Raw genomic sequence first — 16,106 nt, forward strand, 5'->3', positions numbered from 1 at the left:
GCGCGGGGTGTTCCCGGGAGGGAGTGCGGAAGCTGCACGCTCTGTTGCAAGGTTTACAACGTGGTCGAACTCGGCAAGGCCGCCGGCAAGTGGTGCTCGCACTGTAAGCCCGGCCGGGGCTGCACGATCCACGACAATCTGCCGAGCGAGTGCGCGGCGTTCAACTGTCTCTGGAAAACCGAGCCGGCGATGTCCATGCAATGGAAGCCCGATCAGTCGAAGATGGTGCTCACCTTGCACCCCGAGACCAACAACATCCAGGTCGTGGTTGATCCCGGCCTGCCGTCGGCCTGGACCCGGCAGCCTTATCACAGCCAGTTGCGCTTGTTGTCGAAGAACAATATGGCGAAAGGCCATCTTGTGGTGGTGTTCGTCAATGAACTGGCGACGCTCATCCTGCCCGACCAGGATGTGCAGCTCGGCGTCCTCACACGCGAGCAGGTCGTCTCGGTGACGCAGGAGGCTGGCCCCAGTGGCGGCGTCTACGAGGTCAAGATCTTCAACCGACGCACAACAGCCGACGGGCAGACCTTGGAAATGGCGTCAACGTCCCGTCATCCCGTAAGGCCCGCCGCCTGAGGCAGAGGGGACTGGCCCCCGTCGGTGTGGCGAAGAGCCGTTTGCCGGTATTTCCGCAAAGCGGGCGTCTACGACCTAAATACCTGCCCAGATCGGCTTTTTCGGCCGCTTACGGCGTTGCACCCTCAATTTGATTTTGGCAAGCTTGTGACTGACTAGGGCCGCCCCTTCGGAACAAGGGACGGCCTTGTTCAAAATCAAGGCGCCGCACCGCACGACGGACAACAAAAGGCGCCGGGGGTACATCAAGGATCTGAGGCAAAAATCACATGACAGCATTATGGTTGATAGTGCTCTGCGGAGTGCTTTCCGTCGTCTACGCGATTTGGGCGACGTCTTCGGTGTTGAGCGCGGATGCGGGGTCGCCGCGCATGCAGGAAATTGCAGGAGCGGTGCGCGAAGGCGCACAGGCCTACCTGCGGCGGCAATACACTACGATCGGTATCGTCGGCATCGTCATTTTCTTGGTGCTTGCCTATTTCCTCGGACTCTACGTCGCGATCGGTTTTGCCATCGGCGCTATCCTGTCCGGGGCGGCCGGATTCATCGGCATGAACGTTTCGGTTCGTGCCAATGTGCGCACCGCCCAGGCTGCGACCACGTCGCTTGCGGGCGGCCTCGAACTCGCCTTCAAGGCGGGTGCGATCACCGGTATGCTGGTGGCGGGGCTCGCGCTGCTCGGCGTGACCCTCTATTTCGGCTTCCTGGTCCACTCGCTGAAGCTTGCGCCCGATAGTCGCACCGTGGTCGACGCCATGGTGGCGCTCGGCTTCGGCGCCTCGCTGATCTCGATCTTCGCCCGTCTCGGCGGCGGCATCTTCACCAAGGGTGCGGACGTCGGTGGCGACCTCGTTGGCAAGGTCGAGGCCGGCATCCCTGAAGACGATCCGCGCAACCCGGCGACCATCGCCGACAACGTCGGTGACAATGTCGGCGACTGCGCCGGCATGGCCGCCGACCTGTTCGAGACCTATGCGGTGACCGCGGTCGCCACCATGGTGCTTGCGGCGATCTTCTTCGCCAAGACGCCGATCCTCTCCAACATGATGACGCTGCCGCTTGCGATCGGCGGCATCTGCATCATCACCTCGATCATCGGCACCTTCTTCGTCAAGCTCGGGCCGAGCCAGTCGATCATGGGCGCGCTCTACAAGGGCCTGATCGTAACCGGCATCCTGTCGCTGATCGGCATCGCCGGCGTGATCTACTATCTGATCGGCTTCGGCAAGCTCGATGGCGTCGACTATACCGGCATGGCGCTGTTCGAATGCGGCGTCGTCGGCCTCGTCGTCACCGCGCTGATCATCTGGATCACCGAATATTACACCGGCACCGACTATCGTCCCGTGAAGTCGATCGCCCAGGCGTCGGTGACCGGTCACGGCACCAACGTGATCCAGGGCCTCGCCGTCTCGATGGAAGCGACCGCGCTGCCCGCGCTCGTCATCATCGCCGGCATCCTGGTCACCTACAGCCTCGCTGGCCTGTTCGGCATCGCGATCGCGACGGCGACCATGCTGGCGCTTGCCGGCATGGTCGTCGCGCTCGACGCCTTCGGGCCGGTGACCGACAACGCCGGCGGCATCGCCGAGATGGCGGGCCTGCCGAAGGAGGTGCGCAAGTCGACCGACGCGCTCGACGCGGTCGGCAACACCACCAAGGCGGTGACAAAGGGCTACGCGATCGGCTCCGCCGGTCTCGGTGCCCTGGTGCTGTTCGCGGCCTACAACCAGGACCTCAAGTTCTTCGTTGGAGACTCCGCGAACCACGCCTACTTCGCCGGCGTCAATCCGGACTTCTCGCTGAACAATCCTTACGTCGTGGTAGGTCTCTTGTTCGGCGGCCTGCTGCCGTACCTGTTCGGCGCGATGGGCATGACCGCGGTTGGTCGTGCTGCCGGCGCGATCGTCGAGGAAGTGCGGCGTCAGTTCCGCGAGAAGCCGGGCATCATGCAGGGCACCGACAAGCCGGACTACGGCAAGGCGGTCGACCTGCTGACCCGGGCGGCGATCAAGGAGATGATCATCCCCTCGCTGCTTCCGGTGCTGTCTCCGATCGTCGTCTACTTCTTGATCTACGCGATCGCGGGCGGCGGCGCGGCTGGCAAGTCGGCGGCCTTCTCCGCAGTGGGCGCGATGCTGCTCGGCGTGATCGTGACGGGCCTGTTCGTCGCGATCTCCATGACCTCGGGCGGCGGCGCCTGGGACAACGCCAAGAAGTACATCGAGGACGGCCACTTCGGCGGCAAGGGCTCTGACGCCCACAAGTCCGCCGTGACCGGCGACACTGTCGGCGATCCCTACAAGGACACGGCGGGACCGGCGGTGAACCCGATGATCAAGATCACCAACATCGTGGCCCTGCTGCTGCTGGCGATCCTGGCGCACTAGCGACGCAAACGAGACAAGACAAACCCCGCGGCGCGAGCCGCGGGGTTTGTGTTTGGTGCCTCTATCTGCCTGCTTTCCCGGACGCTGCGCAGCACGAAGTGATGCGCTGCAGATCAGGGGTCTATGTTTCAAGAGCCTGGGTCCCGGCTCAGCGGCGCAGCGTTGCCAGGACGATGCTACGCATCGCCTAGGCTGCACCGCGTCCGGGACACGAGAGCTACTGCACGTCCATCTGCAGCCCTTCCTTCTGGATGATGCCGGCGAACTTCTTCGTCTCGGCGTCCACGAAGTTGGAGAATTGCTGTGGCGTGCCGTAGTCGGCGCGGGCGCCCATGGCGGCGATGTTCTTCTTGATGTCGTCGCGCTCGAGCATCGCCTTCACCTGGAGGTTCAGCGCCTCGAGCACGGGCGCGGGGACACCCTTTGGCAGGAACACCGAGAACCACGACGAGACGTCGAAATTAGCGAGCTCCGGCGCGCTCTCGCGCATGGTCGGCAGGTTCGGCGCGAGGTCGCTGCGCTCGCTCGTGGTGACGCAGAGGCCGGTGAGGGTACCGTTCTGTATTTGCGGCAGGCTCGGATAGAGATTGTCGAACAGGATCTGGATGTCGCCGGCGAGCGCAGCCTGGAGCGCGGGACCGGCGCCGCGGAACGGGATGTGCGTCATCTTCAGTCCGGTGAGCTGGAGGAACCAGGCGCCGGTGAGGTGAGGGCTCTGGCCGACGCCGGAGGAGGCGTAGCTGAGCTTGTCCGGACTGGCCTTGAGATAGGCGATCAGCTCGGCGATCGACTTGATGCCGGTCTTCGGATGCGCCGAGACGATGTTCGGGATCCGGATCATGTTGGAGACCGGCTGCAGCTGCTCCGGCTTGTAGGTGAGGTTCTTGAAGATGCTGTAGGCGATAGCGTTCGGCCCGGGGTTTCCGATCAGGATGGTGTGGCCGTCGGGCTTGGCGCGGACCGCCTCGGCGGTGCCGATCGTGCCGCCGCCGCCCGAGCGGTTTTCCACGACGGCCGTCTGGCCCCAGGCGGTTTGCAGATGGGCGGCCAAGAGCCGGGCCATGACGTCGGTCGAGCCGCCGGCCGCAGCCGGCACGATGAGGCGGACGGTTTCGGTGGGTTTCCAGTCCGCCAGGCTCGATCGCGGCAGAATCGCTGCGGCCGACAGGCCGGCAGCGCCAGCGAGCACATGGCGACGGGACAGAACCTTGTTGGGCACGAATCCACTCCCTGCTTTTGTTTTGCAGGAAGCGTATGGAACCCGGTGCGCGACGGCAAGTCGCACGCGATGGCAAGTGCCACGCGGACGACGGAAAGCGCCGCGCGGACGACGGAAAGCGCCGCGCGGACGACGGCAAGCGCCGCGCGGAGGGCGGCAGGACGCCGCAGGCTGAAGGCTCAGTTAAAGCTGAGCAGCTTGAACAGCGGCGTCAGGTAGCTCATCTCCTGGCCCGACGTCGCCGTGGTCCGGCTGATGAAGTCGAAGATCTTGCCGTCCTGGAGGCCGTAATTCGCAAGCCGGCGCACGCGCCGGTTCTTGTCGAAATAGATCGCGATCACGCGCTGGTCGACCACCTTCTGGTTCATGAAGGCGACAGGACGCTCCGAGCGCTGCGAGATGTAGTAGAATACCTCGCCGTCGAGGGTCGCGACCGTGGAGGGCGTGCCCATCACGATCAGCACCTGGTCCTGGCTTGCGCCAATCGGAATCTGCTCCAGCGCGCCGGGCGGCAGGATATAGCCCTTCTGGAATTGCTCGCCGGTGCAGCCCGCAAGCGCCACCCCGACCAGGGTCGCGGCCGCGAGCAAGCGCAAACCGCGCCAGCGTGCTTGAAAGCCGCGCCGCTTGTCTGCGCGCAGGCTGGTCTGGTTCGTTATCGTCATTGCGGAACTGATTCCGTCCCCTTGCGTCGGGCGAGGCGCTGAAGTACCGGGCGGAGACTGCAATTGCAACACGCGCACGCCCGCTTGCGGAAGCCACAATGGTTTGGCCGTTCAATCACTTCAGGAAACCCCGGCAAGCCCCGCGCGGCACCATTGAAGCCATCTATGGCATGATCGTGGCGCAGGCGCGAGAACCCATATTTTACCGCGACTTGGGCGTGCCTGATACGGTTAACGGTCGTTTCGACCTGTTGCTGCTGCACCTCTGGCTGCTGCTGCGCCGCCTGCGTACGGTCCAGGGCGCCACGGAGCTGTCGCAGGCGCTGTTCGACCGCTTCTGCGAGGACATGGACGACAATTTGCGCGAGATGGGGGTCGGCGACCAGACGGTGCCGAAGCGGATGCGGGCGTTCGGCGAGGCCTTTTACGGCCGCGTGCAGGCCTATGACCAGGCCATCGAAAGCGGCGGCGAGGCGCTGGCATCGGCGATCTGCAAGAATATCTTGAATGAGACCGGCATGGACCAGGCGAAGCGGCTCGCGGCCTACGCCCGGGCCACGGAGACTGATCTCGGCCGGACCGGCGAGGCCGCGCTCTTGTGCGCGTCCTTCAAATTTCCCCCGGCGCTCAGCGAGGAAGTGACACCATGAGCCGACCGACTACCGGATTCGAACGCGATCCCTGGCGGGCGCCCGTCATCGTCGCCCAGATTCCCGACACCGGCCTGCACCGTGAGCTCGAGGCCTCAGCCGCCGAGCGGCAGGCCATGGCGGAGGTCGCGGGCCTCCGGGAGATACTGTCCACCCACGCCGCCTTCGACGTTGAGCCGAAAAGCGGTGGCCGGGTCCAGGTCACGGGCCACGTCCGCGCCCGCGTCGGCCAGACCTGCGTGGTCACACTCGATCCGATCGAGAACGAGATCGAGGAGGAGGTGGATCTGATGTTCGCCCCCGAGGCTGAGGCGCGCCGCCTGGCTGACCTGATCGAGGAGGGGCAGGACGATGAGGAGCCGCCCGAGGTCGTCGATCCGCCGGAGGCGATCATCAATGGAATCATCGATCTCGGCCGGCTCGCCACCGATGCCCTGTTCCTGGCGATCGACCCCTATCCGCGAAAGCCGGGAGCTGTGTTCGAGGCGGAGGTCATCGCTCTCGACCCCGAGGACCATCCTTTCGCGGCGCTGAAAGCGCTTCAGGACAAGAAGAAAGGCAGATAGCTACGTATTCCCCGTAAGAACGCTTTGCCGTGCGGTGGGAAGTGCTTGCCGGGATGGTTTGAGAGGTGCTTTTATCTATTTGATTTCAATATATTTTCTTTGAATTTTTCCGGTCCGTGGCCGGATCGTCCCGAATGCAAAAGGCTGGGGGCAAGAGGTTGTTTCGGGATAACAAAACGCTATTGTCGCGCCCCGGTCCGGGTGCGGCGTGGCACTAGGCCGGTCGCCATGTCCGTGGCGAACCCATTTGCGGCCCCGCTAGTTCAAGACCGCAGCAGACCAGGTTTCCAGGACTTTTATGCTAAGCAAGGTTCGCATTGCGCTTGACGCCATGGGGGGCGATGTCGGCGCCCCCCGTGGTCATTCCAGGCGCTGCCATCTCGCTCGGCAGGCATCGCGAGATCGAGTTCCTCCTGGTCGGAGACCGCGCCAAGATCGAACCCGAGCTTGACCGCCACCCCGAGCTCAAGGCCGCGTCGAAGATCATCCATACCGACGTCGCTGTCAGCGGGTCGGACAAGCCGAGCCAGGCTCTGCGGCGCGGCCGCAAGACCTCCTCGATGTGGCTTGCCATCGACGCGGTGAAGAAGGGCGAGGCGGATGTTGCGATCTCCGCCGGCAATACCGGCGCGCTGATGGCGATGTCGCGCTTCAACTTGCGCACGTTGCCGGGAATCGACCGCCCGGCGATCACCGGGATATGGCCGACCAGGCGCGGCGAGTCCGTCGTGCTCGACCTTGGCGCCACCATCGGCGGCGACGCGCACCATCTGGTGTCGCTCGCGGTGATGGGCGCTGCGATGGCAAGCGTGCTGTTCAACAAGAAGCGGCCCACCGTCGGGCTGCTGAACATCGGGGCCGAGGAGATCAAGGGGCACGAGGAGATCCGCGAAGCCAGCGAAATCCTGCGTGCGAGAAACCTGCCCGAGCTCGACTATATCGGCTTCGTCGAGGGCGACGGCATCGGCAAGGGGCTGGCCGACGTCATTGTGGCCGAAGGTTTCAGCGGCAACATCGCACTCAAGGCCGCCGAGGGAACCGCGCGGCAGATGGCGGAATTACTCCGCAACGAGATACAGCGGAGCTGGATGTCCAAGCTCGGCTATCTCTTTGCGCGCAGCGCCTTCCAGGCCCTGCGCGACAAGATGGACCCGAACAAGTCCAACGGCGGCGTGTTCCTGGGGCTGAAGGGACTAGTGGTCAAGAGCCATGGCGGAACCACCGCCGAAGGCTTTGCCTATGCGATCGATGTTGGCTATGAGATGGCTCACTACGATCTCCTGAACAAGATCAATCAGATGCTCAACCGCGAGGGCGGTGCACTCAATTCCGTGCAGGCCGCGCAGGAGGCTGTTTCGTGACTCAAATTCGTTCGGTCGTGCTCGGCTGCGGCTCCTATCTGCCGGAGCAGGTGGTGACCAATGCCCAATTGGCGGCCCGCATCGACACCTCCGACGAGTGGATCGTGCAGCGCACCGGCATTCGCGAGCGGCACATTGCGGCCGAGGGCGAGTTCACCTCGCATCTGGCAATCAAGGCGGCGCAGGCCGCGCTCACGGATGCCGGCGTGGACGCGCAGTCGATCGAGCTGATCGTGCTGGCGACCTCGACGCCGGACAACACCTTCCCTGCGACGGCCGTCGCCGTGCAGCACGGGCTCGGCATCAACCATGGCGCGGCCTTCGACCTCCAGGCGGTGTGCTCGGGCTTCGTGTTCGCGCTCGCCACCGCCGACAACTTCCTGCGCACCGGCGCCTACAAGCGCGCACTGGTGATCGGGGCGGAAACCTTCTCCCGCATCCTCGACTGGAACGACCGTGGCACCTGCGTGCTGTTCGGCGACGGTGCCGGCGCGGTGGTGCTGGAGGCGCAGGAGCAGCCGGGCAATGCCGCGACCGACCGCGGCGTCGTGACCACGCATCTGCGCTCCGACGGCCGCCACAAGGCCAAACTCTTCGTCGACGGCGGACCGTCCTCGACCCAGACCGTCGGTCATCTGCGCATGGAGGGCCGCGAGGTTTTCAAGCACGCGGTCGGCATGATCACCGATGTGATCGTGGATGCCTTCGAGGCGACCGGGCTCAATGCCGACAGCATCAACTGGTTCGTGCCGCACCAGGCCAACAAGCGAATCATCGACGCCTCCGCCCACAAGCTCCATATTGCTCCTGAGAAGGTGGTGCTGACGGTGGACCGTCACGGCAACACGTCGGCCGCGTCGATCCCGCTGGCGCTGTCGGTGGCGCGCAAGGACGGCCGCATCAAGCGCGGCGACCTGGTTCTGCTCGAAGCGATGGGCGGCGGCTTCACCTGGGGCTCAGCGCTGGTGCGCTGGTAGAGCCGCAATCGATAAAATTTTGCCGGAATCGGCGCCGATTATCGATGCGTCTGCATCGATGAGCGCTGTTGACCATCGCATCGTAACCTCATAATTTCAGACAACAATTGTTCGCCGTGATGTGGGGCAGGGCGATGACCGACCAAAGTAAAACCGTAACGCGTGTTGACCTCTGCGAGGCCGTCTACCAGAAGGTAGGCCTGTCGCGCACGGAGTCGTCCGCCTTCGTGGAACTCGTGCTGAAGGAGATCACCGACTGCCTCGAGCGGGGCGAGACGGTGAAATTGTCCTCGTTCGGCTCCTTCATGGTTCGCAAGAAGGGTCAGCGTATCGGCCGTAACCCGAAGACCGGCACCGAGGTGCCGATCTCGCCGCGCCGGGTCATGGTGTTCAAGCCGTCGGCGATCCTGAAGCAGCGGATCAATACCCAGCATCGCGGCAACGGCGATGCCAGCAAGGCTCAACCCGAGGCGTAATCGCCTGCGCGGAGGATTTGGCATTTGGACAAGGCGCCGGATGCGTTCCGAACCATCAGCGAAGTAGCGCAGGAACTCGACATTCCGCAGCACGTGCTGCGGTTCTGGGAGACCCGATTCTCCCAGATCAAGCCGATGAAGCGCAGCGGCGGCCGCCGCTACTACCGCCCCGACGATGTCGACCTGCTCAAGGGCATCCGCCGTCTCCTCTACGGGGAGGGCTACACCATCCGCGGTGTGCAGCGGATCCTGAAAGAGCACGGCGTCAAGTCGGTGCAGGGCCTCGCCGACAGCTCGGCTGCGGTCTCCTTCGGGGCGATCGAGGACGCCATCGGCCAGAGCCTGATGGAGCCCGAGGACGAGACTCCGATCCGCGGCGTCGCCGACACCGACGATGACGATTACCAGGGCGAGGAGGAGGAAGGCATCGACTTCCGCTTCGCCGAGATCGACGACGAGGAAATCCTCACCACCTTCCGCAAGAGCGGCGCTGCCGCGCCAGCCGCCCCCAGCGCCCTCGACCGCGAGCGGCTGGGACGGGCGCTCGCCGACCTCGTCGCCTGCCGGGAAATGCTCGACCAGGCGCTGAAGGACGGGTGAGTCGGCTTTACGGGCGGCTCCGGGGACTTCGGCGAGTACGTCAAAATGACGTAGCCCGCCTTGCGCAAAGCAGCGATCCTAGCTAATGGAACGACGTTCGGAGCGTGGCGCAGCCCGGTTAGCGCACTAGTCTGGGAGACTAGGGGTCGGAGGTTCAAATCCTCTCGCTCCGACCATCTAACAAACTGCAATTGCAGGGACATTTTCACTCCTATCCATCGCGGATTGCGCCCGCGCTTCCACCGGGGAAGCACCGGGGAAGCACGAGCGACGATTCTAGGCCTTTCGGGCGGCTTTTGCACCGCCCGCCGGCGTCGGTTTCAGTGCAGCTGATTTTCCATGGCCGCCTTGGCCTCCATCATTTGCATCGCCACGGGCAATGTCACCGCGGCGTCTATCTGGACCTGGTTGCCGGGCAGAGGACGGAATTGTCCGGCTGCCTCGCCCTTGAGGGGCGCCAGCATCGCTGCGGCGATCGCCGAGCTCACTTGGCAGCGAAGGAGGGCATTTCCGTCTTCAATGGCCAGGATCAGGTCGGTGCGGCGGCGAGCGAGCAGGGCGCCGAGATCATTCGAGTTCGTCGACGTGCGGACAGCGGTTGAGGTGCGCATAGTGTTTTGCCTTTCGAGCAAGATGCGAGTCCAGGGGCGAAATGACCGACACTAGGCGGCCCCGCGCACCTTTGGGCGTGCGCCTTGGACATACGCGCGCGGCCCCTGGACAAGATTTGTGATTGCCGCTCACCGGATCGGCTCTCGGCTAGTGTTCGGGCTTTCGACCCGCAATCAGGATGCGCTCGTTTGAGAATTCAGCAACAGAAATTTTGTCTGGAAAGTCTAATACGTAAAACCCGACAAGCTAGCGCTTGATCGTTTTACGTTTTTGTCGATTTCAGCGCTTTTGTCGGGTTTTGAAATCGCGCAACACAATACAAGAAATCACTGTGCCACAAGCACTTTTGTGACTCGGAGATTTGAGCAGCGCCAATAAGTTAGCTAGACTCAGTGCGCCGCGGAGGAACGTACATGAAGCAAAAGCGAGTTTCGCCTTCAGATGATCCCGCCGTGATCGCGCTCAATCGAGTCATGGCTGCACGCGATGATGACGAGAAGTATCTCGCCGCGATCATTGAGCTCGAGACTTGCTCCGCTCTTACGGCTCAAGGGGGGGCGCGCGAAACGAAACCTTGAGCGAGCGCGCCAGGTCGCGTTGTAGCAAGGTGATCGTTTGACGGCGGAAGGCCGCGCGATAATGCGGCGCTTGGCGGATACGATTGACGAGGGGCTCGCTCATTTGACACGTGCAGGCATGCGAACGCGTCGGGCCCGGCCGGTATCCACCCCCGGCCCGCTTCCGACCCCTAGGGGGGAGGCAGCCGTTCGCACTCCAAAGGCCGCAAAGCCGCTCGACTAAATTTCAGTTTTTTGGGAAGTTCAGGACTGGTTTTTAAGCAGTCCGTTGGCTCGCAGTAGCTCAACAGGTCGGAGCCCGCGTACACCAACGCCGCGCGCCTTCCGGGTTACCGCGGAAGGCTCCCGAAGAAGACATGGCCCGTTCATAACAGCCAGGCAGCGGACCCATGCACTGCTTGTAGGTACCGCTTGCTTGGGCGGCCACGGCCCGCGCCGCGGGTCGCTCCCTAGCAGTGCTGCCTTCTCCCTCCTCCCGAGACGACGGCTTGTTCACGGCTACCTTCTGACAAACACCTTCCTCGTTCAGATGATAACCTGAGCGGCACGCGATCCGGGTACATCGGTCCCCTTCCGGCCGATAGCCATTGCCGCAAGTCAACGGGCACACCCGACCTGTCTTCGTCTTCACGGCGTCCAGGGCTTCAACACTCGCCGCCTTTGGGTCGAACATCGTTCCAGCGTTCTTGTTGAAGAGAGCTAGAGACCGCTCCGATGCTGAACTCCATATGCCTGCTGTCGCATCAGAGAGACAGCCCACCCGACGAAGCTCCTGTTGCAGGGAGCTTATCAGTGCAGCGGGAGACAGATCCGCCGTCGCAGATGGATTGAGTGCTGCTACCCGTTTTTCGGCCGAGCCGACAAGCTTTTCCTGAGCCGCGAGGCGAGCGCCCTCCGCCGCAGCAGCCTTTTCCCGCTCTGCGGCCGTCGCTTTCTCAGCGGCTATACGTGCCTCCTCGGCACGCTTTACGGCCTCGGCCGCCTTGATCTGCTCGGCCTGCTGCGCGCCCTGAGCCGCCAATCGCGCCCTTTCCAATTCCGCTAACCGTGCCTTCTCGGCGGCCGCTGCACGAATCTCCTCGGCGGCGATCTTCCTGAGCTGGACTCTGGCCAGATTGGAATAGAAACCGTCAGGATAGGCTTGGAGGAAAGCCTCCCAACCCTCGCGCTCGCCGGCCTGTAACGCGAGCTCGTATGCGCGTCTCACGCCCGCATCAGCGTCTGCCCGCGGTGTGGGCGCACTCGGCTGAGCCGGAACCAACGGCACATCGTCGCCCCCCAGCGAGCCGTAAACATACGGCTCCTGACGATTGCCGGTGGACTTCAGCACGTCGTCCCGGACATACCCAAATGCCCTCCGAAGGTCGAGGCCTGGTTTTGTGATATACTTGACCAACGCGGCTGTGAAAGGGCTGTTCTTGCCATCGCCGTCGGCTGCGGTCGAACCTGCTTTCGAAGCGAAGGCGATTAACGTGTTCGCGCTCGCTGGCTCGACCTTGGCAAGCCCTCGGCCGATCGTCCGAGAGGCCATTGTGCGCTTCATGGAGCGCGCGAACGGATTGTCCCGACAGGCATCGAGGATAACTAGTCTCAGCTGCTTGGCAGGCTCTACTGACACCAGGACCCGATCAAGCGTGAGCGCCTCATCGTAAACGTCGATGTCTCGCTCTAGGACGGCGTCGACAGGCACAAGATAGTTGACACCATCGACCTCGATGCCGTGTCCGGCGTAGTAGACGACGGCCACATCGGCGTCGCGAGATTTGTCGATGAAGTCGCGTAGCGCGCGGCGCATGTCGTTCACCTTAAGGTCACGACGGAGTTCCACGTTGTCGAAGCCGACAGCGTTGAACATCTCAGCTATCAGCGTGGCATCGTTCGCCGGATTGGAAAGGGGGGCTGTCTTTTCGTATTTTGAATTGCCTATAACGAGCGCTACCCGTTTCTCTGCTACCGCCCGCTCGGTGCCCAGGCAGAGCATCATCAGCACTAGGGGCAGCATCATTCTGCGAAGCGCGCGCGGCATGGTCTCACCCTCGATCGCGGACTTCAAAGCTACTCAGGACTGCGATATTCGCAAGCTTTCTCTCGGTCGGAGGAGACGCAGATCCTACCGCTGACTACAAATGAGGCCTGTGATTCTTGTCACGTTCACCTTGGAAGGGGACTATCGGGAGACGCCAGCGCCAGACCTTTTCACTTCTCAATAACCGCGTCTGAGTTACACTTCATCTCACGGACGCAACGCCGCTTCGCCGACGGCACCCACCGCGCAATCCCGCGCCCTTCCTCTCCCCCCCCCGTCGGCGATCAATGTCATCCACGCCCTACAACCGTCAGACGTCCTTTGCCCTGTTCAGCGCTGAAAACCCGAGCGCGCAGCAGCCGGGCAATGCCCTTGATGCCGAGTTCAACGCCGTCAAGGTCTCTCTCGACGATACCCAGCAAAACCTCGCAAAGATCCAAGATGCCGACGGTGCGCTGAAGCGCGGCTCGGTTGGCAAAGAGCAGTTCAATTCAAGTGTGACGCTTGGCTTCGCCGCACCGGCGCAGTGGGCGAGCGGCGTTCTCTACACTGCGAACGTCAGTACAATTTTCCACAATTCAATCTTCTATATCGCCAACGTCACGCATACTTCTGGCGCCGGCTTCGAGCCTGACAAATGGGACGAGATCGCTGACTTCACGGCGGCCGCCGCAATTCCAGACGATTCGATCACTTCCGCGAAGTTGGCCGACGGCGCGGTGGCCGCAAACAAGCTGGCCGATGGCGTCGTGGCCAATTCGAAGCTCGCGACGGGCGCCGTCACGACGAACAAGCTGGCTGACCAAGGCATCACCAATCCGAAGATTGCTGACGCCGCGGTGAGCTTCACAAAGTTGGCTGATGACGCCAACCGGGTGATCCCGGCCGGCGCGCTGGTGCCTTTTGCGGGCACAAGCGCCCCATCGGGGTGGTTGTTGTGCTTTGGGCAATCCTTGCTTCGCACGGATTATCCTGCGCTGTTCGCCGCGGTCGGCACAACGTACGGCGCAGCCGATGGCACGCACTTCACGTTGCCGGACATGCGAGGGCGGATCCCGTTCGGCGCTGATAACCTGGGCGGCGTGGCTGCCAATAGATTAACTTCCGCTGGTGGCGGGATCGACGGCTCTACGCTCGGCTCAGTCGGCGGGCAGCAAAACCGCACCCTGCAAACGGCAAACCTCCCGCCATATACGCCGACCGGTACCATCACGAACGGATCGATTTCAGGCACAGCAAACACCGTCGTCCTCGGCAACACATCGGGCGGTGGCGGTGTCGGCGGTGGCGGCACTTTTGGTATTACCGGCAACGCGTCTTTGACCGTATCGCAGGGCAGCTCGACCTTCACCGGCAGCGCGCAGGGCGGCAGCAGCACACCGGTGCAGACACCGCCGCCAGGCATCGTCCTCAACTACATTATCAAGGCGCACTGACAATGCCCCAACTCGTCGAATTCGAAGGCAACGTCCACCAATTCCCTGATGACTTCACGCAAGCGGAAATTCGGCGCGCGTTGAGCTCCCGTCCGCGCTCCTCGCAGCCGCCAATTCCTCCGCTACCGCCTGGCTACCAGCTCGATCCGCCGGCCGCCGTCCCGCCGCTTCCTCCCGGCTACAAGCTCGATGGTCCAGTCACGGATCCTGCGCTCATCGCGCAGCTCGAGGGCAAAACCTCGCCGCCAAGACCCGTGACAAATCCCGCGTTGATCGCGCAACTCGAAGGAGCTCCGCCGGCGAGCAAGCCGGGAATGTTTGACGATCTCATTCCGGCGAAACCTGCGCAGCAAGCGCCGACGGTATCGTTTGAGGATTTGATCCCGCTGCAGCCAGCGGCCGCGCCCGCCGCGCCCGCGGCTACGCCCGGTCTAGGTGCCCAAAACGCGGCGCAGAACGGCCGTCTCTACGTTTCCCCCGAGCCCCCGAAGCCCATCGAGCGCCCGGCGTCGATCCTGCCGAGCAGTGTTGGCGGCGCGGTGCGCGACTTCACCGTCGGCGCCCAGGGCGTCGGCCCGTGCCCACCTATCCCGTTACGTACCCCCGTCACTTTCCCTGTTTCATATCCTGTGGCTAACGCACTCCTTGGGAGAGCGACAGGGGGGAGCTCTAAAGTCCGTAATGCGCAGGTGCTGATTGGCATCTACGGCCAGTCGAACGGCTTCCACCACTACGGCGGCGGTGCACTGTTCTCAAACTCGCCTCCGGCGCCCAATGCGGGAACGTCGTGGTTTGATGGCACGTCGTGGAGCACGACCATCCCGAACTATAACGGCCTTCGCGAGCTGATGAACGGCGTGAACAGCGCCTCGGGGAAAACCGTTGGCGCGCTCGGGGGGCAGTCGTCGGTCAGTCGATCAGCCAGTCGGTCAGAATTAGCCTATGTTAATTTTTTTGGAGATGAACGACAGCGTATTTCTCACACTAGTTATTGCGGCCGCAGTCTTCACCGTCGCAGCCACGTCGGTGCTCGTCCTCGGTAGTTGATCTAACTCAAGCCGCGCACGGCTCCCCGGTACACTTGCTATGAGCAGGAAACCCGAGCGAGGGTGCTCATGCGGCCGTGGACGGTTCAATCGTTGGTCTGGGCGCTGGCCGGTATCGGTCTGCTTGCAATCCTCTCTATGATCCATTGAAGCCGCCTCAGTTGGCAGTCTCTTCGCCGCTGGCGGGCCCCAAAGCGATGCGAAAAATTGCCACATGATCAACAGCACCACGATCTACAACATGGCGTAGATAGTCCTGCGGCCGATCCGGTTCATTCGAGGACCTCATATTCGAACGCCACGCCTTCGGGATCGTTCTCCTCAAACCATGTCTCTGCAGCATCCTGGCTGAAAACACCTTTTGGTCATAGTTCTCGCTCCATCGCAGGATGGTCAAATCGCTAAAGTTCAATGAGCATTCACCGGGCGTTCATGAACCTTTATGCGCTACGGCGAGTTCTTATTGATGAGGCAGGTTTACGGATGGGGACTGATCAATGAAGCGCCTCCGGTTCAAACCAAAGTCCTCGCTGAAGGTACGGCTTGCTATAGAAGCCCGGCAGTTGAGCGACGGAGCCGAGACCTTCCCACCCGGGCACAAACGAGACAGTCTGCTTATGAAGTCCCGACAGACCAAAGTTGCGTCCGACATAGTCGGGTGGCTGATATCACCGGGTAGGTGATCCTGCCGCTCGCCGCGGTGGCCGCAAAGACCGGCTACATCAGCGGATGGACGGCAGAGGATGATCTCCGGATCACGCCAGGCGAGCGTGTACGGCAGTCTTCCGGTGGGCCGATTAAATCGATAACGCGAGCCCGCTCGGCACCACGCCTAATTCGGCCCGGCGACCCTCCCGTCATCGATAGAGGCTGCAAGGCCGTGGGCGATCAGCTTTCGATTTGCTTCACCGTCGAGATCGGCCAT

The 16,106-nt window shown here is 62.8% G+C and carries 14 protein-coding genes, 1 tRNA gene and 1 pseudogene; 12 read left to right on the forward strand and 4 right to left on the reverse strand.

Features of this window, described 5'->3' with window-relative positions; all coding sequences use genetic code 11:
• Positions 1-60: 60 nt before the first annotated feature.
• Both AC630_RS10375 and AC630_RS10380 read left to right on the forward strand, forming a co-directional pair.
• The gene (locus AC630_RS10375; protein ID WP_245330332.1) at positions 61-579 is read left to right on the forward strand and encodes a hypothetical protein; all 519 of its coding nucleotides are present in this window, start codon (positions 61-63) and stop codon (positions 577-579) included.
• Between the two features lie 269 nt (positions 580-848).
• Positions 849-2,969, forward strand: coding sequence for a sodium-translocating pyrophosphatase (locus AC630_RS10380; RefSeq protein ID WP_074118449.1), 2,121 nt, complete (start codon positions 849-851; stop codon positions 2,967-2,969).
• Between the two features lie 217 nt (positions 2,970-3,186).
• Here the strand turns inward: AC630_RS10380 and AC630_RS10385 are convergent, their stop codons facing one another.
• Both AC630_RS10385 and AC630_RS10390 read right to left on the reverse strand, forming a co-directional pair.
• Complete coding sequence (locus tag AC630_RS10385) at positions 3,187-4,188, reverse strand: Bug family tripartite tricarboxylate transporter substrate binding protein (protein WP_074118450.1); 1,002 nt, start codon at positions 4,186-4,188, stop codon at positions 3,187-3,189.
• Positions 4,189-4,367: 179 nt separating this feature from the next.
• Positions 4,368-4,853 (reverse strand): outer membrane protein assembly factor BamE, encoded by a 486-nt coding sequence (locus AC630_RS10390; RefSeq protein WP_074118451.1) that lies wholly within the window; start codon positions 4,851-4,853, stop codon positions 4,368-4,370.
• Between the two features lie 98 nt (positions 4,854-4,951).
• Here AC630_RS10390 and AC630_RS10395 point away from each other — a divergent pair, with 98 nt between their 5' ends.
• The 7 genes and pseudogenes from AC630_RS10395 (at position 4,952) to AC630_RS10425 (ending at position 9,659) form a co-directional block, all read left to right on the forward strand.
• On the forward strand, positions 4,952-5,503 hold the full coding sequence (locus AC630_RS10395) for a ubiquinol-cytochrome C chaperone family protein (RefSeq protein ID WP_074118452.1): 552 nt from the start codon (positions 4,952-4,954) through the stop codon (positions 5,501-5,503).
• Complete coding sequence (locus AC630_RS10400; RefSeq protein WP_074118453.1) at positions 5,500-6,069, forward strand: YceD family protein; 570 nt, start codon at positions 5,500-5,502, stop codon at positions 6,067-6,069. The genes AC630_RS10395 and AC630_RS10400 overlap by 4 nt, the downstream gene beginning before the upstream one ends.
• A gap of 298 nt (positions 6,070-6,367) precedes the next feature.
• A pseudogene (plsX, locus tag AC630_RS10405) lies at positions 6,368-7,430 on the forward strand (phosphate acyltransferase PlsX).
• Positions 7,427-8,407, forward strand: a complete 981-nt coding sequence (locus AC630_RS10410) for a beta-ketoacyl-ACP synthase III (RefSeq protein WP_074118454.1) — start codon at positions 7,427-7,429, stop codon at positions 8,405-8,407. The pseudogene plsX and the gene AC630_RS10410 overlap by 4 nt, the downstream one beginning before the upstream one ends.
• 134 nt (positions 8,408-8,541) lie before the next feature.
• A complete protein-coding gene (locus AC630_RS10415; protein ID WP_208866994.1) occupies positions 8,542-8,883 on the forward strand; it encodes an integration host factor subunit alpha in 342 nt (113 codons plus the stop codon).
• A 24-nt stretch (positions 8,884-8,907) separates the two neighbouring features.
• The gene (locus AC630_RS10420; RefSeq protein ID WP_074118455.1) at positions 8,908-9,483 is read left to right on the forward strand and encodes a MerR family transcriptional regulator; all 576 of its coding nucleotides are present in this window, start codon (positions 8,908-8,910) and stop codon (positions 9,481-9,483) included.
• A 98-nt stretch (positions 9,484-9,581) separates the two neighbouring features.
• Positions 9,582-9,659, forward strand: a tRNA-Pro gene (locus AC630_RS10425).
• Positions 9,660-9,803: 144 nt separating this feature from the next.
• On the opposite strand, the gene AC630_RS10430 is transcribed toward AC630_RS10425, so the two are convergent.
• Complete coding sequence (locus AC630_RS10430; protein ID WP_074118456.1) at positions 9,804-10,094, reverse strand: hypothetical protein; 291 nt, start codon at positions 10,092-10,094, stop codon at positions 9,804-9,806.
• 414 nt (positions 10,095-10,508) lie between these two features.
• On the opposite strand from AC630_RS10430, the gene AC630_RS45345 reads away from it, so the two are divergent.
• Positions 10,509-10,673: a hypothetical protein gene (locus AC630_RS45345; protein WP_167561166.1), complete on the forward strand. Its 165-nt coding sequence runs from the start codon at positions 10,509-10,511 to the stop codon at positions 10,671-10,673.
• Positions 10,674-10,956: 283 nt separating this feature from the next.
• Here the strand turns inward: AC630_RS45345 and AC630_RS10435 are convergent, their stop codons facing one another.
• A complete protein-coding gene (locus AC630_RS10435; protein ID WP_083636179.1) occupies positions 10,957-12,678 on the reverse strand; it encodes a caspase family protein in 1,722 nt (573 codons plus the stop codon).
• A 308-nt stretch (positions 12,679-12,986) separates the two neighbouring features.
• On the opposite strand from AC630_RS10435, the gene AC630_RS10440 reads away from it, so the two are divergent.
• Complete coding sequence (locus AC630_RS10440) at positions 12,987-14,135, forward strand: phage tail protein (protein WP_074118458.1); 1,149 nt, start codon at positions 12,987-12,989, stop codon at positions 14,133-14,135.
• 2 nt (positions 14,136-14,137) lie between these two features.
• The gene (locus tag AC630_RS43645) at positions 14,138-15,178 is read left to right on the forward strand and encodes a hypothetical protein (RefSeq protein WP_143197949.1); all 1,041 of its coding nucleotides are present in this window, start codon (positions 14,138-14,140) and stop codon (positions 15,176-15,178) included.
• The last annotated feature ends 928 nt before the right edge of the window (positions 15,179-16,106 follow it).

Source organism: Bradyrhizobium sp. AS23.2 (assembly GCF_001908185.1).
Classification (GTDB): domain Bacteria; phylum Pseudomonadota; class Alphaproteobacteria; order Rhizobiales; family Xanthobacteraceae; genus Bradyrhizobium.